The organism is Paenibacillus sp. 7541 (genome assembly GCF_002276395.1).
Lineage (GTDB): Bacteria > Bacillota > Bacilli > Paenibacillales > Paenibacillaceae > Paenibacillus_AQ > Paenibacillus_AQ campinasensis.
The window spans coordinates 110,897-127,732 of sequence record NZ_NQLZ01000018.1 but is presented as its reverse complement, the minus strand read 5'-3'; the positions used below and the strand labels follow the sequence as shown (position 1 = coordinate 127,732).

Sequence of the window (16,836 nt, the reverse complement as noted above, 5' to 3'; positions counted from 1 at the left end):
TATTGTGTATTAAACACCTATACTTGTTGTCTCTCTATATAAAGAAGGAGTGAATCCGTACAATTTTTACAGGACAGTGAATCCTGAAGAATTGGAGCGGTGAAAATGATATATGAACTCGACAAGCATCAGTTTCATAGATGCAGGGACCTCGTAAACCGTGGGGTGAATATCGAAGAGAAGGCGATTGTAGAAGGGACAAATCCGGGCAGAATCTTTGTGGATCACATCGAGAAGCCAAGGAGCGGTCTCATCTGGCAGGGGAATCATGATGGGTTTATATTTGTTGGAGATTCAAGAAATGAAGCATTCAATCAGGATGTGAAAAGATACATTGATGAAGTCATCACATTTGAGGCGAAGGCGCAAGGGCTGAACTGGTTCGAATGCATCGGCAATCATCCAAGCTGGTATACAGCATTTCATGACATCTTCCATGATAAGAAACTGGATTCGTGGGATCAGAATGTATATATGATATGCCCGGACACGTTTAACGCTATAGGGAAAGAGCGGCATCAGGACGATGAGTTTACCGTTGCCCAGCTGACGAAGGAGTTTCTACATCAAGGGACTATCGAGAATGTGGCGTTTGCCATAACCAAAATCCTGGACTGCTGGGAAAGCGAAGAAAGGTTCTTTGAACAGGGAATGGGATACTGTATTCTTCACAATCAGTCAATTGTCAGCATCTGCATGTCAGGATACCGATATAAGGACATTCACGGGACTGCGATCGAAACCCTTCCATCGTATCGAGGAAGGAAACTGGCTTACAAGGCTGCGTCTTATTTCGTGGATCACTGTTTTGCCAGGGGGTACAGGCCATACTGGGACTGTATGGAAGACAATCATCCATCGAATGCGGTCGCTAGAAATTTAGGGTTTGTTAAAGAATTTGGGTACAAGGGATATATGTTTAAGTTGTAGGTTTGCTTCTCTTTACACCCCAACCGGCCAGAAACCATAAGGCGTCGCTTATGCCGCGGGTTCCTGGCTGTTGCTAGGGTTCTACCTTGTGGTGCCGGATAACCATTTTTGGTACAGTTCCTCTTTAGTGTTTTGAAGCAGCTCCGCCAGCTTCGTAGAGTCCATTTTTGTTCTTACAAGCGCGGGAGCTCCCGTGTGAGCTTCTTCGATAGCAGAAAAAGCTACCTAGCAGTGATACGCCCATAAGTATCCTTTCGATTCCAGCCGCATGTCATCCGGTTTTCTTTCGGTTCCATAATGATGGTATGGTTGAAAGTTCGTTCCTCACCGTCTGTTTTGGTCTCTGCCCATAGTATTTCTGAAGACGTTCATCCAACTGCTTCACCATATTCAGCGTCATCGGCATGAGCAGATAGTCCAGGGCTTGAACACGAAAGGCTTCAACTGCAGGAGCCGTGGTTCGCCGCTGATCCCGCACTAAAAAAGCGACCGTGATCGGTCGCTTTTTTAGATTGTGTATCCGGATTGTTGTTACGACTAACGATGGTTATCCGATTCACTTTCATTGTACTTTTCGTCGCCGTCATGCAGCGCCATTTTGCTGCGGTCATTGCGGGCTTGCTGTTGTTGCTGGGCGTCTAAACTGTTTACAGGTGTCGTTTCCAGTTCTTTCACCGTATTGATGAGGTTCTTATCTGGCTCGTTTCTGTTCACTATGAGAAGATCCTCCTTGTCATATCAGGTGCGAACTTTAGTATGCACCGTCTGCAAGGTACGTATTCCCGGACGCGCAGTTGTTCAAGCTCTTTTCATTTTTTCCGTTTTAATTATGAAGACTTGGTGAAGGGAATTGAACGTTGAGAATCGTTCCCATATAATAATAGTTATAAGTAGTGCAGATGGTCGGGGGCTAAAGGTAGTTGAGGGTCCTGACGCTGTGCTGTTTCGAAACCATACCATAATCCAAAGGAGAGATTGCCATGTCATTGATTGGAAAAGAAGTACTCCCATTTAAAGCACAAGCTTATCACAACGGCAAATTTATCGAAGTTACTGAGGAAAATTTCAAAGGTCAATGGAGCATCGTTTGCTTCTATCCGGCTGACTTCACTTTCGTTTGCCCAACTGAGCTTGAAGATCTGCAGAACCAATATGCAGCGCTTAAAGAGCTTGGCGTTGAAGTATACTCTGTATCCACAGACACTCACTTCACACACAAAGCTTGGCATGACAGCTCCGAAGCTATCGGAAAAGTAACTTACATCATGATTGGCGACCCATCACATACCATTTCCCGTAACTTCGACGTTCTGATCGAGGAAGAGGGCGTTGCGAACCGCGGTACATTCATCATCGACCCAGACGGTGTTGTACAAGCTATCGAAATTACAGCTGAAGGCATCGGACGTGATGCAAGCACGCTGATCGACAAAGTAAAAGCGGCTCAATATGTACGCAACCATCCAGGCGAAGTTTGCCCTGCTAAGTGGAAAGAAGGTTCTGAAACTTTGAAACCAAGCCTTGATCTTGTAGGCAAGATTTAAGGAGACGAACTATGAAACTGGAAGCAGACATCAAACAGCAGCTTGAGCAGTACTTGCAGCTTTTGGAAGGGAATGTTCTGCTGAAGGTCAATGCGGGAACCGACTCTGTATCGGCTGATATGCTGGATCTGGTGAATGAACTGTCCAGCATGTCGGATAAAATTACAGTTGAGCAAGCATCATTGCCTAGAACACCAAGCTTTAGCGTGAATCGCGTTGGTGAAGACACCGGTGTTACCTTTGCCGGTGTCCCTCTTGGGCATGAATTTACTTCGCTCGTTCTGGCATTGCTTCAGGTCAGCGGAAGAGCACCAAAAGTTGAACAAGACGTCATTGACCGGATTAAGAGCATTAAAGGCGAGTATCATTTCGAGACTTATGTCAGCCTGTCCTGCCATAACTGCCCTGACGTTGTGCAGGCACTCAACATGATGAGCGTCCTGAACCCTGGCATTACCCACACGATGATCGACGGCGCTGCCTTCAAGGAAGAAGTGGAAAGCAAAGAGATCATGGCCGTGCCTACGGTTCACCTGAACGGCGAGTTCTTCGAGAGCGGCAGAATGACGATCGAGGATATCCTGGCTAAGCTTGGCACCTCGGATGCATCGGAGTTCGAGAACAAGGAGCCATACGACGTACTGGTTGTCGGAGGCGGCCCAGCTGGCGCAAGCGCGGCGATCTATGCTGCTCGTAAAGGGATTCGCACAGGCATCGTAGCGGAGCGTTTTGGCGGACAAGTGAATGATACTTTGGGTATTGAGAACTTTATCAGCGTGAAGTACACCGAAGGTCCTAAACTCGCAGCTAGCCTTGAAGAGCATGCGAAGGAATATGGCATTGACATCATGAAGTCCCAGCGTGCGAACCGTCTGGAGAAGAAGGATCTTGTTGAAATTGAATTGGAAAATGGCGCGGTGCTGAAGAGCAAAACCGTCATCCTCTCCACAGGAGCCCGTTGGCGCAACCTGGGTGTGCCGGGAGAAGCCGAATTCAAGAACAAGGGCGTGGCTTACTGCCCGCACTGTGATGGTCCTCTGTTCGCAGGCAAGCATGTTGCGGTGGTAGGCGGAGGCAACTCCGGTGTTGAAGCAGCGATTGATCTTGCTGGTGTTGCAGCACATGTTACCGTTCTGGAGTTCATGTCTGAGCTGAAAGCGGACTCGGTACTGCAGGATCGCCTCAATAGTTTGCCAAATACGACTGTCATCAAAAATGCACAAGTGAAGGAAATCACAGGTACTACTAAAGTAGACGGGATTACCTACACGGACCGTGAAAGCGGCGAAGACAAGCATATTGAACTGCAGGGCGTATTTGTCCAAATCGGTCTTGTACCGAATACAGACTGGCTCGCGGATACTTTGGAACGTACACGGATGGGCGAGATTGTCGTGGACAATCATGGTATGACCAGCATTCCTGGCGTATTCGCAGCGGGCGACTGCACGAACAGTGCGTACAAGCAAATTATCATTTCCATGGGATCGGGTGCAACAGCTGCACTAGGCGCATTCGATTACATGATTCGGAATCAATAGTCCCTATAATACAAAGCTGGACAGCGGAATCACGCAGGTGTTTCCCGTCGTCCAGCTTTTTTTGTTATGCCGATTTCACCCAGCATCCGGTGTCCCGGCCTGCTGCCTTTGTGCGATTATCCCTTTCGTTCAGGAAACATCTATTCCACTGTAATGCTGCCGGACTTGGTTTCAATGCTCACATGAACCGAGCCGCTGCCGGTCGTCCCCTCCGTCCGTCGTTTCTGCTCGCGCTGACCGTCTAAGGGAAAGGCGACAGATCGCCTGCCGCTTGAGGATTGAAGCCGCCAGGAAGCATCAGGCTCGCTGTCCGCTAGTCGTAAACGCACATTGCCGCTATGGACAGATACGTTCAGATCCTGATTCAGCTCCGCATATTCAAGCAAGATGCCCCCGCTTTTCCCTTCAATATGGAGACTATGCGAGCGAAGCTCTCGCCCTGTGACGCTGCCCGAACTCCCCTTGACCACAACTCTTCTTTCAAAAGAAGCAGGAATGACAACATGCAGCCGCGGCTTTTTTCCGAGATTGATCAATCGTGAGATATCACTGTTCAATCGAATGTTTAAGGATTTCTGACTTTCATCCACGATTATGCCTTCCCCGCCCCGAGGAAGCAGCAGCGAGGCCTCTAGCGAATCGACATCCGCAACCTCCAGGGTGAGCGGTGTGCTGCCGTGGTCAATGTGAACCGTATGAATATCTTCAAGTGATGCATGCCGGATATCTTCTGCTGTATCATCACTCGTACAAGCACTGAGAAGTAGTGTGACCATGAGCACGCATAGAAGCGATAAACGTGACATGAGCTGGGTATGCTTCATTGGGTTCCCCTCCTAATATAAAGGACTGCCTCACCTGATAACATGCGTTAAAGACCAAGCTAGCAGATAGGCATCCATCATCCATCCATTACGTCTCTCATCATAAGTGATGACGCAGCGTCACTTTCAAGCAAGATTTTAGGGGTTGAAAGTGACGTTACGTCATTTTATATACTGGTTGGGAAGCAGCTACCAATATCGGTTGAAGGAGACATGGATTTGAACAAAGGAGATGTGGTGATCTACGCTTGTGTTATTATCGGGGCAGGTGTTGGTTTGTATCTGGACAATGCGATCCCCGGGGTTCTGATCGGTCTTAGTCTCGGCTATCTCATCAAGGAAGGGATCAAGCCGAAGGGCGACCGGTAACTCGGCACTGCATAACAGAAGGAGGTGGCGAGGGCCATGAGGGAGATGATCCCAATTCAGCAGGTAGCGAAACAGTTGGGTATCACCGTCCGGACGTTGCGATATTATGACCAGATCGGCTTACTGAAGGCTGTGTCGAAAACCGAGGGTGGACACCGTCTGTACACCGAGGATAATTTGAAGAAGCTGCAGCAGATCCGTTTTCTAAAAGAGATGGGCTTTCGGCTGGACGAAATCAAGTCGATGCTGCTCAAGCCGGATTGGAACTGGAACTCGGCACTGAAAAGTCAGCTGGCTTACGTGCTGGAAGAGCAGGAGCGGCTGCGTCATATGGAATCCTCCCTGCGTGAGCTGATTAGCGGGATTGCAATGGACGGGGAAGGAAATCTAATGGCGATGCAGAAGCTGATCCGTCTGTCGCGGCAGGACAGGGAGAAGCAAGCGGCTTTTAAGACGGCTGTGTTGAGTGAGAAGGAGATGGGCTTATGGCAGCAGCTCCCACGTATGAAAGCGGAAGATCCGGATTCGCTGGAATGGATCGCCCTGATTGGGCAGGTGCAGCGCTGCATGAAGGAGGGACCGTCCTCGCCTAGAATACAGAGCATTATAAGGCGTATGGCTGAAAAAACAGAAGAGAAATTTGCAGAGGAGCCGGAGTTTCTGGACAAGCTGTGGGAGCTTCGCAAATCACCGGAAGCTTCGGAACAGTTGGGGTTTTATCCGATAGATGCCGAGGTGCTTCATTTTCTGGAGAAAGCATTTGAACTATATCATTCCGGCTTGCAGCAGGATTCGCAGGACCAGGAAGAAGCATCCTTATGAGTATCCAGCTGCTGGTTACGATTGGCGGACTTGCACTGCTGGATACGTTGAGTCCGGCGACGATCGGCGTGACGCTCTATTTGCTGCTCAGCGAGACGCGGCGGCTTGGTTCCCGGCTATTTGTCTACCTGTCGGTGGTGGCTGGCGTGTACTTTGTTATCGGGGTGTGTCTGATGCTCGGGATGGAAGCGCTGGCCCATACGTTCACCTCTTTTATTCAAAATCGTCTGGTCAGCTGGATCTTGTTCGGTATAGGCGCTCTCTTGTTCATCGCCAGCTTCTATGTGCCAACGAAGAAACGGAAGGAGCTGCCAAGGGTAAGATCATACAGCTTGGGAGCCATGGCGATCCTTGGGTTGACGACCTCCTTGGTGGAGGCGGGGACGGCGTTTCCGTATTTTGCGGCGATTGGACTCATGGCCAGCGCGGAGCTGAACATGTTGCAATGGTTGCCAATCCTGTTCGGCTACAATTTCGTGATGGTGCTCCCGCCGCTATTTCTGTACGGTATGTACTTGCTGTTTGGACGCCGGGCACGGAGGCCGCTGAATCGCCTCAGCGAGAAGGTAGGTGCGATGTCCGGGTCTGCGCTATCCTGGGTCATGTGTATTGTCGGCCTGCTGCTTATTTTTAATAGTCTCGATTTTTTATAGTTTATCTTTCCTGTATCAAGATATTGAAAAACAAGCGGCTATCCTCTAATTCCCTAATTGGTGGAGAGCCATCACTGTCCATAACGACGCAATCCCCCTGACGCATACCAAGCTGTCAGGGGGTGTTTTTATTAGAGGATTACGAAGCTGTACCGCAGCCTATCTTGATATCATATTCTGTGCCGCGGGCGGAACTGGTTGGGAGACAGGCCGGTGCCCCGCCGAAATTGTCTGGAAAAATGGCTCGCCGAGTGATAGCCAAGCTCATCCGCGATATCCTCAATGGTACGGTTGGTGCTGACCAGCAGCTGCTTGGCCAGATTCAGCTTCATGTCGGTCACATATTGGCGAGGGGATACCCCGTAGATTTGCTTGAATAGTTTGCTGAACTGGCTGCGGCTCATGTTCAGTTCGTCCGCAATTTGCGCGATGGAGCCGTCGGCAGAGACGAGACGCCGCAGCTGCTCCTCGATAAGGTGGGCCGTATCGGCTGCATGGATTGTGACCGGGGCGACCGTCCTCTGCTCTGCACTATCCGCCTGCTCCAGGGAGATGATCTCCTGAATGATCAGGAGAATATGGGCTTGCAGGTTGATTTTCTGCACTGGAGTCAGGGTCAGCCTACGCTCTGTAGGTGAGGAAGAGGGGCTGGATCGTTCCGGATCCAGGCTCCGATGCATCTGCGACTCGATGGCCTGAATATAGCTCGGGAGCTTCGTTGTGGCAGCGACGGAAGCCTGAAGCAGACTGTAGTCAGTACGGCTTAAAGACCTGCGCATATCCGCATCGTCGATATCAAAGTGTATATTGAAGAAAGAAAAGCTGCCCTTCGGCGATCCGTTACGGATCTCATGCCGGACACCGGCGCGGATCATCAGCCAGTCCCCGGCATGAAGCGTCAGCTCCGCACGATTGATGACCAGCCCGGCTTCACCTTCCTGGCAGTGGAGTACTTCATATAAATGGTGATGATGCTTCGGATAGTGCCAGCCTGCAGGCTTGTTCCCGAAATGGCATCCTGTAATTTGCAGCGTGCTGGTCATATCCGGAAAGATGATGTCAGGGTACATGGAACTCACTTCCTCGCCTTGTTGCTCAACACACCTGGATTATATCATCAAACCCGGCACAAAAGGTCAAAAACTCGGACGTTTTGTGAATGGCAGGGTCCGGAACGTGCTTTTATATTGAAAGGAAAGCAGTGGCTCGTGAGGACCAGGTAACCGACTTCACAGCGAACAGGGGCAGGGAAAGGGGAGATGTGTCATGAGCAACAGTGCGAGCACTCCGGGTTGGATAAAAGCGGCAGCGCAGATCGTGCCGTCGGAACGCCAAGTAAGGTGGCAGGAGATGGAGTTGTATGCGTTTGTCCATTTTACAGTCAATACGTTTACGGACCGGGAATGGGGGCTGGGGAGCGAGGATCCTCAGATCTTCAACCCGACCGACCTGGATGCACGGCAATGGGTAGAGGTATGCAAATCTGCGGGCATGACGGGGCTCATTCTGACCTGCAAGCATCATGACGGGTTCTGCTTATGGCCGAGTAAGTACACGGACCATACGGTGGCTGCCAGCCCATGGCGCAGCGGCAGAGGAGATCTGGTGAAGGAAGTCGCCGATGCCTGCCGGGAAGGCGGTTTAAAGTTTGGGATTTACCTGTCGCCCTGGGACCGTCATGAGCGCTCGTATGGAGACTCGGACGTATATAATGAATTTTTCCTGCATCAGCTGCGCGAGCTGTTAACGAATTACGGGGAGGTGTTCTGCGTCTGGTTTGACGGCGCTTGCGGGGAGGGTCCGAACGGCAAAAAGCAGGTCTATGACTGGAATGCATACTATGCGCTCATTCGGGAACTCCAGCCTGAGGCGGTCATTTCGGTATGCGGCCCGGATGTGCGCTGGTGCGGCAACGAGGCGGGACATACCCGGCCGTCGGAATGGAGCGTTGTACCTGCCTATCTCCAGGATAATGAGAAGATCCAGAAGGAGTCACAGCAGGTGGATGACGGTACCTTTGCCAGCAGAATGGATACGCAGGACATCGACCTTGGCAGCCGGGATGTCATCAGGGGCCAGCGAGATCTGATCTGGTATCCGGCAGAAGTGAATACGTCGATCCGTCCCGGCTGGTTCTACCATGCCTCCGAGGATGAGCTTGTAAAATCGGTGGATGAGCTGATGCGGATTTATTATGGCTCCGTTGGAGGGAATGCGAACTTCCTGCTCAATCTGCCGCCTGACAAGCGGGGACGGATTCACGAGACGGATGCGGAGCGGTTGCAGGCCCTCGGCGACAGGCTGCGGAGCATATTTCGCCACAACCTGGCCAAGCCGGCGATTATTCAGGCATCGGAGACGGCGGATGAGCTGTACGCAGCGTCTGCGATATTGAGCGATGATCCTCACTCCTACTGGCGACCGCGGGAAGGGACGGAGCAGGCTTGGCTGGAGATCGACCTCCGGGAAGAGGCGACCTTCGACCATGTCGTGCTGATGGAGCATATTCGCTCGGGTCAGCGGATTGAACGGTTTACATTGGAGGCGCGGAGGCAGGGCAGCGAGGAATGGACTGAATTGTGTAATGGGACGGTTGTGGGGTACAAGCGGATCTGCCGCTTTGCACCAGTAACGGCAAGGTGGATTCGTCTTACGATCCATGAATCCAGATGGTATCCAACCCTGTCCAGGATCGGGATATATATGAGCGAGCAGGAGGAGGGACTGGCAGATGGCAAATCTTGAAGTGAAGGAATCTCAGTTTGTATATGATGGCAAGCCTGTTCAGCTATTGTCCGGAGCGCTGCACTACTTCCGGATCGTTCCGGAATACTGGGAGGACCGGCTTCTGAAACTCAAGGCATGCGGACTGAATACGGTCGAGACGTATGTGCCCTGGAATTTCCACGAGCCTCGGCCGGGGGAGTATCGTTTTGATGGCATGGCTGACCTGGAGCGATTCATTCGCCTGGCCGGAGAACTCGGGTTGTGGGTCATTGTTCGCCCCAGCCCATATATTTGCGCGGAGTGGGAGTTTGGGGGATTGCCTGCCTGGCTGCTGGCAGATGACCGGATTCAGCTTCGCTGTTATGATGAGAGGTTTCTGGAGCATGTGGATCGCTATTATGATGAGCTGCTGCCGAGATTAAGGCCTTTGCTGAGCACGAACGGCGGTCCGATCATTGCGCTGCAGATCGAGAACGAGTATGGAAGCTATGGCAATGACGCACAGTATTTAGCTTACCTTCGTGAAGGGATGATCCGGCGCGGCATGGATGTGCTGCTGTTCACCTCGGACGGTCCGACCGATCATATGCTGCAGGGCGGACCGGTGCCGGGGATGCTGATGACCGTCAATTTCGGGTCAGGAACGAAAGAGGCATTCGCCAAATTGCGTGAATATCAGCCGGATGGGCCGCTGATGTGCATGGAATACTGGAACGGCTGGTTCGACCATTGGGGCGAGGAGCATCATACGAGAGACGCTGCTGATGTGGCCCGTGTGTTCGAGGAGATGCTGGAGGAGCAGGCGTCGGTCAATTTCTACATGTTTCATGGCGGGACCAACTTCGGGTTTTACAACGGGGCGAACTGTCAGAAGAAGAATCAATATGAGCCGACCATCACGAGTTATGATTATGACTCGCTGCTCAGTGAATCGGGGGAACCGACGGCAAAATTTCACGCCGTGCGCGAGGTGATTGCGCGCTATAAGGATATCGGTCCGCTGACGCTGCCGGAGCGAATCGGAACACGCGCCTACGGCAAGGTGGAGATGACGGAGCAAGCAGGGCTGTTTGCCCAGGTAGAGCAGTTAGCTACACCCGTGCGGCGGACGACCCCGGAGCCGATGGAGAAGCTGGGGCAGCATTACGGTTATATTCTGTACCGTACACGAATCACCGGCCCGAGAGAGAAGCAGGAGCTTGTCGTGCAGGAGGTACGGGACCGGGCGTTGGTCTTCCTGGATGGGAAGCTGCAGGGCGTGCTGGAGCGCAATGATACGGAAACAAGCCTTGCATTTGATGTGCCTGCGGGGGGCGCGGAGCTGTCCATTTTCGTTGAAAACATGGGGCGGGTCAATTACGGGCCGTACTTGAGAGACCCCAAGGGCATCACGGAAGGGGTTCGGCATGGATTTCAGTTCCTGTATGACTGGACGATCCACTGTCTTCCGCTGGAGGACTTGTCCTCGCTGCAATATAGCAGCCTGTCAGGGAACGACCAGAAGGAGCAACCAACCTTCTACAGGGGAACGCTGCTTGTTGATGAGGTGAAGGACACATTCCTGCGGCTTGATGGTTGGACGAAAGGCGTGGCGTATGTGAACGGGTTCAATATAGGACGCTACTGGCATCGCGGCCCGCAGCAGACGCTGTATGTGCCAGGGCCGCTTCTGCGGGAAGGCAAGAATGAGATCGTGGTGTTTGAACTGCACGGTACGGCAGAGCCAGTGGTTCGTTTCGTGGACGAGCCTGATTTGGGTTAAAACGAGATGGGGAGATGATAGAGATGAGTGAGATCAAGGAAACGCTGCAGGAAGCGGAAGAGCAAGTGGTTGAAGCCGGAGTACATAACTTCAGCAAGGAGGAGTCATGGGTCAAGCCGGAAGAGCCGCTGCTGAACGAGCGGCTGGAATGGTTCAAGGATCAGAAGCTTGGCCTGATGATGCACTGGGGTCCATACTCCCAGCTCGGGATGGTGGAATCCTGGGCGCTGAGTGACGAAGACGGCGATTGGTCCAGGGATCATGTGGATTGGACTGACGATATGGAAGAGTTCAAGCGGGAATACTTCGACCTGAACAAGACGTTCAACCCGATCCGGTTTCAGCCGGATAAGTGGGCGGACCTTGCTGCTGATAACGGGTTCAAATACTTGCTGTTTACCACCAAGCATCATGACGGCTTCTGCATGTGGGACACGCATACAACAGACTACCGGATTACAGGGACGGACACGCCGTTCCATAGACATAGATATGCCGATATTTGCCGGGAGCTGTTCGATGCTTTCCGCGCCAAGGGGCTGGGCATCTCGGCATACTTCTCCAAGGCGGACTGGCACACGCCATACTACTGGGCGCCAGGGATGGAGCGTGGGCGGCATATGTGGCGCGGGCCATCCTATGACCCGCAGAAATACCCGTGGCTATGGGAGCAATTCGTACAGTTTACGCATGAGCAGATCATGGAGCTGATGACCCGGTACGGCCGGATCGAGTGCCTGTGGCTTGACGCGGGCTGGGTCCGTGACGGAGGACGTGTCCCTCAGGACATTCGTCTGGGCGAGGTCGTGGAGAGAGCCCGGAAGCACCAGCCATGGCTGCTGGTGGCAGACCGCACGGTAGGAGGCCCGTACGAAAATATCGTAACACCAGAGCAGACCATCCCGGATCGGCCGATGAATATTCCGTGGGAGAGCTGCATTACGGTGGGGCATTCATTTGCCTTCGGATATGATGACCAGTACAAATCGGCCAGACAGCTGGCCCACATCCTGCTGGAAGTGGTGGCCAAAGGCGGCAACCTGGCCTTGAACGTGGGGCCGCAGCCGGATGGACGGCTGCCCGCCGGCGCGATTCGAAGCATCAAGGCGCTTGGCGAATGGCTGAAAGTTCACGGAGAAGGGATTTACGGAACCCGAATCTGTGATCCTTATTTTACAGATGGCTGGGCTTTTACACGCAAGGAGAACGTCACCTATGCTTTCCGTCTATACAAGAAGGACGAGGACGTGCAGCAGCAGCTGGTGATTCCTTATACCGGAGGCGTGAAGCGGATCGAGCTTGTGGGTACGAGTGACGAATTGGCCTATGAGCGCACTGCGGCGGGACTGGTGGTCACACTCCCTTCGGCGGAGGTTACGGAGGCAGCACCGATTACGCATACGTTTAGATTGTTCGCGGAGTAAAGATATAAGCGAGAAAGTGGCTGTGCCCAAGATCTACGTGTTCGCTCAATAAGACAGTGCGGGTTGATGGAAGAATAGCACAAGTAAGGGGATTAGGGGACTTTATTCTCCTTGTACGCCAGTTAGTCCCGTAACAGATCGTGGCAGGAACGTGGAAGGTGGCAAGAAACGTGGAAGGGCAATAAGAGCATGTGTACAAAAGCAGGTCGGTGCCAATGGACGGTGGCCGGTGGGTTGGCGGTAGATCAACACCCCGGCCGCTTTGTATCATTATCCCGTTGGATCAGGGCGGCAACGGCATACCACCCATTCCATTTCCACCGCTCTATTTCCACCTCCCGCCCCTTGTCTCCTGAACAAAAGGGATAACGGTGCAAGGAAATGCAGCCACACCAATTTCCTGAGAGAAAGGGATAACGGTGCAAGGAGACGCAGTCACACCAAGCTCCTGAGCAAAAGGGATAATGACGCAAGGAGACGCAGTCACACCAATTTCCTGAGCAAAAGGGATAACGGCGCAAGGAGGGGCAGTCACACCAAGCTCCTGAGCGAAAGGGATAATGACGCAAGGAGGCGCAGTCACCCCAAAGGTATCCCTACATAATTTGGACTCGATGTTTACTTACCCAGACATCGAGTCTTTTTTTCTTTCCTCGTTAAGTATTCCCGGCATTACGTTATGACCTTCCTCTAACTCATCGAACCGACTCCATGCGCTGCATGTATTCCCTTGGCGAGACGCCCTCCACTTTCTTAAACACCTTGCTAAAATAGAATGCACTTTCGTACCCGAGCTTCTGGGAGATCTCGTAGATTCTTCCCTCACCGCGAAGCATCATGTCCTTGGCTGCGGCGATTTTGGTATTCGTCACATACTCCACAAAATTGACCTTGGCAATTCTGGAGAACAGATGGCTCAAGTAATTCGGACTGAAGTTGAACACATCGGCGACTTGGTTCAGGGACAGCTTGGTATCGAGATTCCGGCGAATATATGCCTGAACGTTTCGCACCACCTGTTCTTTGTAACTCGTCTTGCGCGAGGCGAGCATCTCGCAGCAGCCGTCGCGGAAGCAGACCAGCCAGCTTACAATGCCATCGATGGATTTCATTTGGTAGAGGGCGCGATAACCTTCCGGTTCATGTTCGAAAATTGATTCGACGATGTCCTCGCCGTCTGTCAGCAGCGATGTGGCCATGTACAGGACACTGCAAGCGGCGTCCATGGCCGGCACGAGTAGATCAGGCCGCTCATCGAAATTGTTGATCATGCTGGATATTACCGAATGTAGAGCGTGCGTATCAAGCTCCTCGAAGGCGCGCCGGATCTCGGCACGAAGTTCGGTGAAATCGAACAGGGGCTGCTCTGCATCCCCATGCTCCGCTTGGTCATAGAAGACGAATGACTGCTCCTTCACGGCTGCCGGCAATATCTTCCGGGCGGCCCAGTAACTGTCCCGCAGCTGGTACGGGTCTTCTACCGCAAAGCCCGCCGCGCCAATCACGGTGACGTTGAAGTAATTATGCAGGACGCCTGCCATGTCCGCTAGCAGCTTCTGTACTTCCGGCATCCAGGTGTCCGGGGCCGTTCCTAGGGCCGGCAGGGTGATGGCGAAATTGCGCAGGTCCAGACTGGTGACGTAGCAGTCGCTGACCGTGCTCAAGGTGTCCTTGGCCATCTGTACGGTGCTGGCGCATAAGGCCACCAGTTTGTCACCCCGAGACGGTACGGTATCCGGCCCAAGAATACGGCAGGTGCAAACCAGGTAAGCCGGAGCCGGAAATTCGATCCCCAGGTCTTCCTTCTGAAGCACATACTGGCTTTTGCTTTCAAACAGATGGTTGAACAGACGGATGAAAAATTTATCCCGCTGTGCCTGCAAATTGCCTCGCTGCAGCAGATCCGGATAAGTCTCCATCGTTCGGTAATCCCGGAGCAAGGAAGCCGCCTTGCGGATGGATTCGCCCAGCGATTGCGGAGTCAAATCAAGCTTGACGAGATAATCCACCGCCTGCAGCTCGATGGCGCTGCGGGCATATTCAAATTCCTCGTAGCTGGTCAGCATAATGAACAGCGGAAGGCGTCCATACCGCTCGCGGGCGGATGCCGCAACCTCGAGGCCAGACTTGACCGGCATTTTGATATCCGAGAGAACGATATCGGGACGAAGGGCTTCGATCATCTCCTCGGCCTGCGCGCCATTATGAGCGACCCCAACAATCTCGATATGGTAATCCTCCCATTTCAGCATGGACTGCAGCCCGATACACACCAGCGCTTCATCATCGGCAATCAGCAATTTGATCATGATGACATCCTCCGTTTCTCTTCATTATCCTGGTACTGCTCTGCCCTTATCTGGCAGTAAGGGGAGTGTCAGAATCGGCCGGGCGACTCGGTTCGGAGATGGGGCAGCAGAATGCGCATCCTGGTATATTCGTTCAGGACACTCTCAATCGATATGCCGTATCTCTCGCTGTAGGTCAGGCGGAGCCGCTCGTTGACATTGCGCAGGCCCATACCTTCAGTGGTCAAGCCCTCCGGGTCAGGAGCGTGCTTTGATAAGATGCTGGCAATCTGTGCTTCGCTCATCCCCACGCCGTTATCCTCCAGCACAATCATAATTTCGTTCATTCCGCTGCGCTGCACACTGAGCCTGATATGGCCGCCGCCTTTCGGTTCAACCCCGTGAAAGATTGCGTTTTCCACGAGCGGCTGGAGCGTAAACCTTGGGATTAGCCCGGACAGCAGCCGTTCATCCTCGATGGCCGTTTCCATCGTGATTTTATTGCCGTAACGGTAGTTCTGAATCAGGAAATAATCATCCAGCAGACTGAGCTCCTCCTTAAGCGTCACCAGCTTGCGCATATCCTTGGCGACGCTCCGCAGAAGGCGCGAGAGGGACGTTGTCATCTCGGCAATCCCGGTTGCGTTCTGGATGGTGGCCATCCACTTGATGGAGTTGAGTGTGTTGTAGAGGAAGTGCGGGTTAATCTGACTCTGAAGCATGCGATATTCCAGCTCCTGCCTCAGCTTCTCGTCAGCCACCCGTCTTTCCATAAGAGCAACGATATCTTGGGACAACCGGTTAATTCCCCGACCGACATCGCCCAGCTCGCTGTTCCATTCCATATTACGGTCAACGAGGAAGTTTCCTTGTGCGATTTTATCGATGCGTTTCTTCAGCTTTTCGACCGGGAGACTGATAGTTCTCGTCAAATACACCGTAATGAACCCGCTGGAAGCCAGGACAAACAGGCATACTCCGATCATCAGCAGCAGCCAGATATTCCATTGGGGGGCGAATTGTCCTTTCATTAAGGTCTGTGATAAAGCAACCCCTTTGCGTATCGGATACGTCACCGAGATCATTCGGTCCCCAGCTTCATTCTCCAGCAGAGATACGGATGTCACGCTGCCGCTGGCCGTATCTTCTTCATACGGGGAGACCGTATAGCTCGCCGTGATGGGGAGAATGCGATCCCCTTGAATTTCATAGCTGTTGCTGCCCAGGGTCAGCAGCAGCCTCGAATCTGACGGCAGAGGATAACCTTTCAATTTGTCAGTGATGATGTTGGTGCTCGCCAGCAGGTATACGGTCCCGGTGTGGCTGGCCCGGTCTCCGTAAATCGGCATGACAAACGGGATGGTCTGGGTGAGGGAGAACGGGTCTCGAATGATTCGCACCCACTCCTCGGAGACGTCCGGAAACAGCCCGGTCAGCTGGCTAAGATTATGAATGGTTAAGGGAACGGAGGCACTGACGGAATTGTCCACCTGAATAAACTTATCCTCATTGTCGGTTACGATCAGCCGACGCACATAGCCGTTGGAGCGGTTCACCCGGAAGTCCTCCTGCAGCGAGGTGAATGCATGAATCGCCCCCATAGCGGAGCTGGCCGGGCTCGAACGAAAATATTCATTCAGCATCCGGTTCGTCGAGGAATTGGTGCTGCTGGTCATCGCCAGCATGGACAAATTGATAAAATCCTGTTCGATAATATGAGACACCAGCTGCAGATTGAACTCGGTCGCCTGGATCGTCGTTTTCCGCTGAAAATAGGAGATCAGCTCATAGCTGAAAAACGACAGCAACGAAGCCATGAGCAGGGCGAAAATCGTCATCAGCATAATAATTCGACGTTTGATGGTCGCTTTTCGTCTCGTCAGAACCGCCTCCCCCTTGCCGGCAAAATTAAAAGCGCTTCCAAAGCGTTGGTATTCTTACCATACCAGAAT

14 protein-coding genes are annotated in these 16,836 nt (G+C 52.6%); 9 read left to right on the top strand and 5 right to left on the bottom strand.

From position 1 onward, the window contains the following. Positions 1–105: 105 nt before the first annotated feature. Positions 106–930, top strand: a complete 825-nt coding sequence (locus CHH75_RS12670; RefSeq protein WP_095398337.1) for a GNAT family N-acetyltransferase — start codon at positions 106–108, stop codon at positions 928–930. A gap of 537 nt (positions 931–1,467) precedes the next feature. Here CHH75_RS12670 and CHH75_RS24865 read toward each other — a convergent pair. Further along, positions 1,468–1,644: a hypothetical protein gene (locus tag CHH75_RS24865; RefSeq protein ID WP_176475551.1), complete on the bottom strand. Its 177-nt coding sequence runs from the start codon at positions 1,642–1,644 to the stop codon at positions 1,468–1,470. Between the two features lie 266 nt (positions 1,645–1,910). Between CHH75_RS24865 and ahpC the strand changes: the two genes are divergently transcribed. Beyond that, a complete protein-coding gene (gene ahpC / locus CHH75_RS12660; RefSeq protein WP_095264222.1) occupies positions 1,911–2,474 on the top strand; it encodes an alkyl hydroperoxide reductase subunit C in 564 nt (187 codons plus the stop codon). Between the two features lie 11 nt (positions 2,475–2,485). Continuing rightward, entirely contained in the window at positions 2,486–4,015 is a 1,530-nt protein-coding gene (gene ahpF, locus CHH75_RS12655; protein ID WP_095398336.1) for an alkyl hydroperoxide reductase subunit F, read from the top strand. Positions 4,016–4,155: 140 nt separating this feature from the next. Here the strand turns inward: ahpF and CHH75_RS12650 are convergent, their stop codons facing one another. Further along, positions 4,156–4,839, bottom strand: coding sequence for a DUF4097 family beta strand repeat-containing protein (locus CHH75_RS12650; protein ID WP_230875584.1), 684 nt, complete (start codon positions 4,837–4,839; stop codon positions 4,156–4,158). Positions 4,840–5,058: 219 nt separating this feature from the next. Here CHH75_RS12650 and CHH75_RS24860 point away from each other — a divergent pair, with 219 nt between their 5' ends. From CHH75_RS24860 to CHH75_RS12640, 3 genes are read left to right on the top strand one after another with little or no spacing between them, the layout of a single operon-like run. Next, the gene (locus CHH75_RS24860) at positions 5,059–5,208 is read left to right on the top strand and encodes a hypothetical protein (RefSeq protein ID WP_176475550.1); all 150 of its coding nucleotides are present in this window, start codon (positions 5,059–5,061) and stop codon (positions 5,206–5,208) included. Positions 5,209–5,253: 45 nt separating this feature from the next. After that, complete coding sequence (locus CHH75_RS12645) at positions 5,254–6,030, top strand: MerR family transcriptional regulator (protein ID WP_095264396.1); 777 nt, start codon at positions 5,254–5,256, stop codon at positions 6,028–6,030. After that, positions 6,027–6,683 (top strand): GAP family protein, encoded by a 657-nt coding sequence (locus CHH75_RS12640; RefSeq protein ID WP_095264225.1) that lies wholly within the window; start codon positions 6,027–6,029, stop codon positions 6,681–6,683. Before CHH75_RS12645 ends, CHH75_RS12640 begins: the two co-directional genes overlap by 4 nt. Positions 6,684–6,853: 170 nt before the next feature. Here CHH75_RS12640 and CHH75_RS12635 read toward each other — a convergent pair whose 3' ends face one another. Next, positions 6,854–7,753, bottom strand: a complete 900-nt coding sequence (locus tag CHH75_RS12635) for an AraC family transcriptional regulator (RefSeq protein ID WP_095398335.1) — start codon at positions 7,751–7,753, stop codon at positions 6,854–6,856. A gap of 196 nt (positions 7,754–7,949) precedes the next feature. Between CHH75_RS12635 and CHH75_RS12630 the strand changes: the two genes are divergently transcribed. The 3 genes from CHH75_RS12630 to CHH75_RS12620 are packed head-to-tail and all read left to right on the top strand — an operon-like array spanning position 7,950 to position 12,596. Further along, entirely contained in the window at positions 7,950–9,428 is a 1,479-nt protein-coding gene (locus tag CHH75_RS12630; RefSeq protein WP_095398334.1) for an alpha-L-fucosidase, read from the top strand. After that, positions 9,415–11,172 (top strand): glycoside hydrolase family 35 protein, encoded by a 1,758-nt coding sequence (locus CHH75_RS12625; RefSeq protein WP_095264228.1) that lies wholly within the window; start codon positions 9,415–9,417, stop codon positions 11,170–11,172. Before CHH75_RS12630 ends, CHH75_RS12625 begins: the two co-directional genes overlap by 14 nt. Positions 11,173–11,195: 23 nt before the next feature. Next, positions 11,196–12,596 carry an alpha-L-fucosidase gene (locus CHH75_RS12620; protein ID WP_095264229.1) on the top strand — a complete coding sequence of 467 codons (1,401 nt, stop codon included), beginning with the start codon at positions 11,196–11,198 and terminating at the stop codon, positions 12,594–12,596. Between the two features lie 695 nt (positions 12,597–13,291). Here CHH75_RS12620 and CHH75_RS12615 read toward each other — a convergent pair. Further along, positions 13,292–14,905: a response regulator transcription factor gene (locus CHH75_RS12615; RefSeq protein ID WP_095398333.1), complete on the bottom strand. Its 1,614-nt coding sequence runs from the start codon at positions 14,903–14,905 to the stop codon at positions 13,292–13,294. Between the two features lie 68 nt (positions 14,906–14,973). Continuing rightward, positions 14,974–16,728 carry a sensor histidine kinase gene (locus CHH75_RS12610; RefSeq protein WP_095398332.1) on the bottom strand — a complete coding sequence of 585 codons (1,755 nt, stop codon included), beginning with the start codon at positions 16,726–16,728 and terminating at the stop codon, positions 14,974–14,976. Between the last annotated feature and the right edge of the window lie 108 nt (positions 16,729–16,836).

Bases quoted from the DNA above. Each gene is read 5' to 3' on its own strand.
- CHH75_RS12670 (WP_095398337.1), top strand. From the start codon at position 106: ATGATATATGAACTCGACAAGCATCAGTTTCATAGATGCAGGGACCTC.
- ahpC (WP_095264222.1), top strand. From the start codon at position 1,911: ATGTCATTGATTGGAAAAGAAGTACTCCCATTTAAAGCACAAGCTTAT.
- ahpF (WP_095398336.1), top strand. From the start codon at position 2,486: ATGAAACTGGAAGCAGACATCAAACAGCAGCTTGAGCAGTACTTGCAG.
- CHH75_RS12650 (WP_230875584.1), bottom strand. From the start codon at position 4,839: ATGAAGCATACCCAGCTCATGTCACGTTTATCGCTTCTATGCGTGCTC.
- CHH75_RS12645 (WP_095264396.1), top strand. From the start codon at position 5,254: ATGATCCCAATTCAGCAGGTAGCGAAACAGTTGGGTATCACCGTCCGG.
- CHH75_RS12640 (WP_095264225.1), top strand. From the start codon at position 6,027: ATGAGTATCCAGCTGCTGGTTACGATTGGCGGACTTGCACTGCTGGAT.
- CHH75_RS12635 (WP_095398335.1), bottom strand. From the start codon at position 7,753: ATGTACCCTGACATCATCTTTCCGGATATGACCAGCACGCTGCAAATT.
- CHH75_RS12630 (WP_095398334.1), top strand. From the start codon at position 7,950: ATGAGCAACAGTGCGAGCACTCCGGGTTGGATAAAAGCGGCAGCGCAG.
- CHH75_RS12625 (WP_095264228.1), top strand. From the start codon at position 9,415: ATGGCAAATCTTGAAGTGAAGGAATCTCAGTTTGTATATGATGGCAAG.
- CHH75_RS12620 (WP_095264229.1), top strand. From the start codon at position 11,196: ATGAGTGAGATCAAGGAAACGCTGCAGGAAGCGGAAGAGCAAGTGGTT.
- CHH75_RS12615 (WP_095398333.1), bottom strand. From the start codon at position 14,905: ATGATCAAATTGCTGATTGCCGATGATGAAGCGCTGGTGTGTATCGGG.
- CHH75_RS12610 (WP_095398332.1), bottom strand. From the start codon at position 16,728: ATGCTGATGACGATTTTCGCCCTGCTCATGGCTTCGTTGCTGTCGTTT.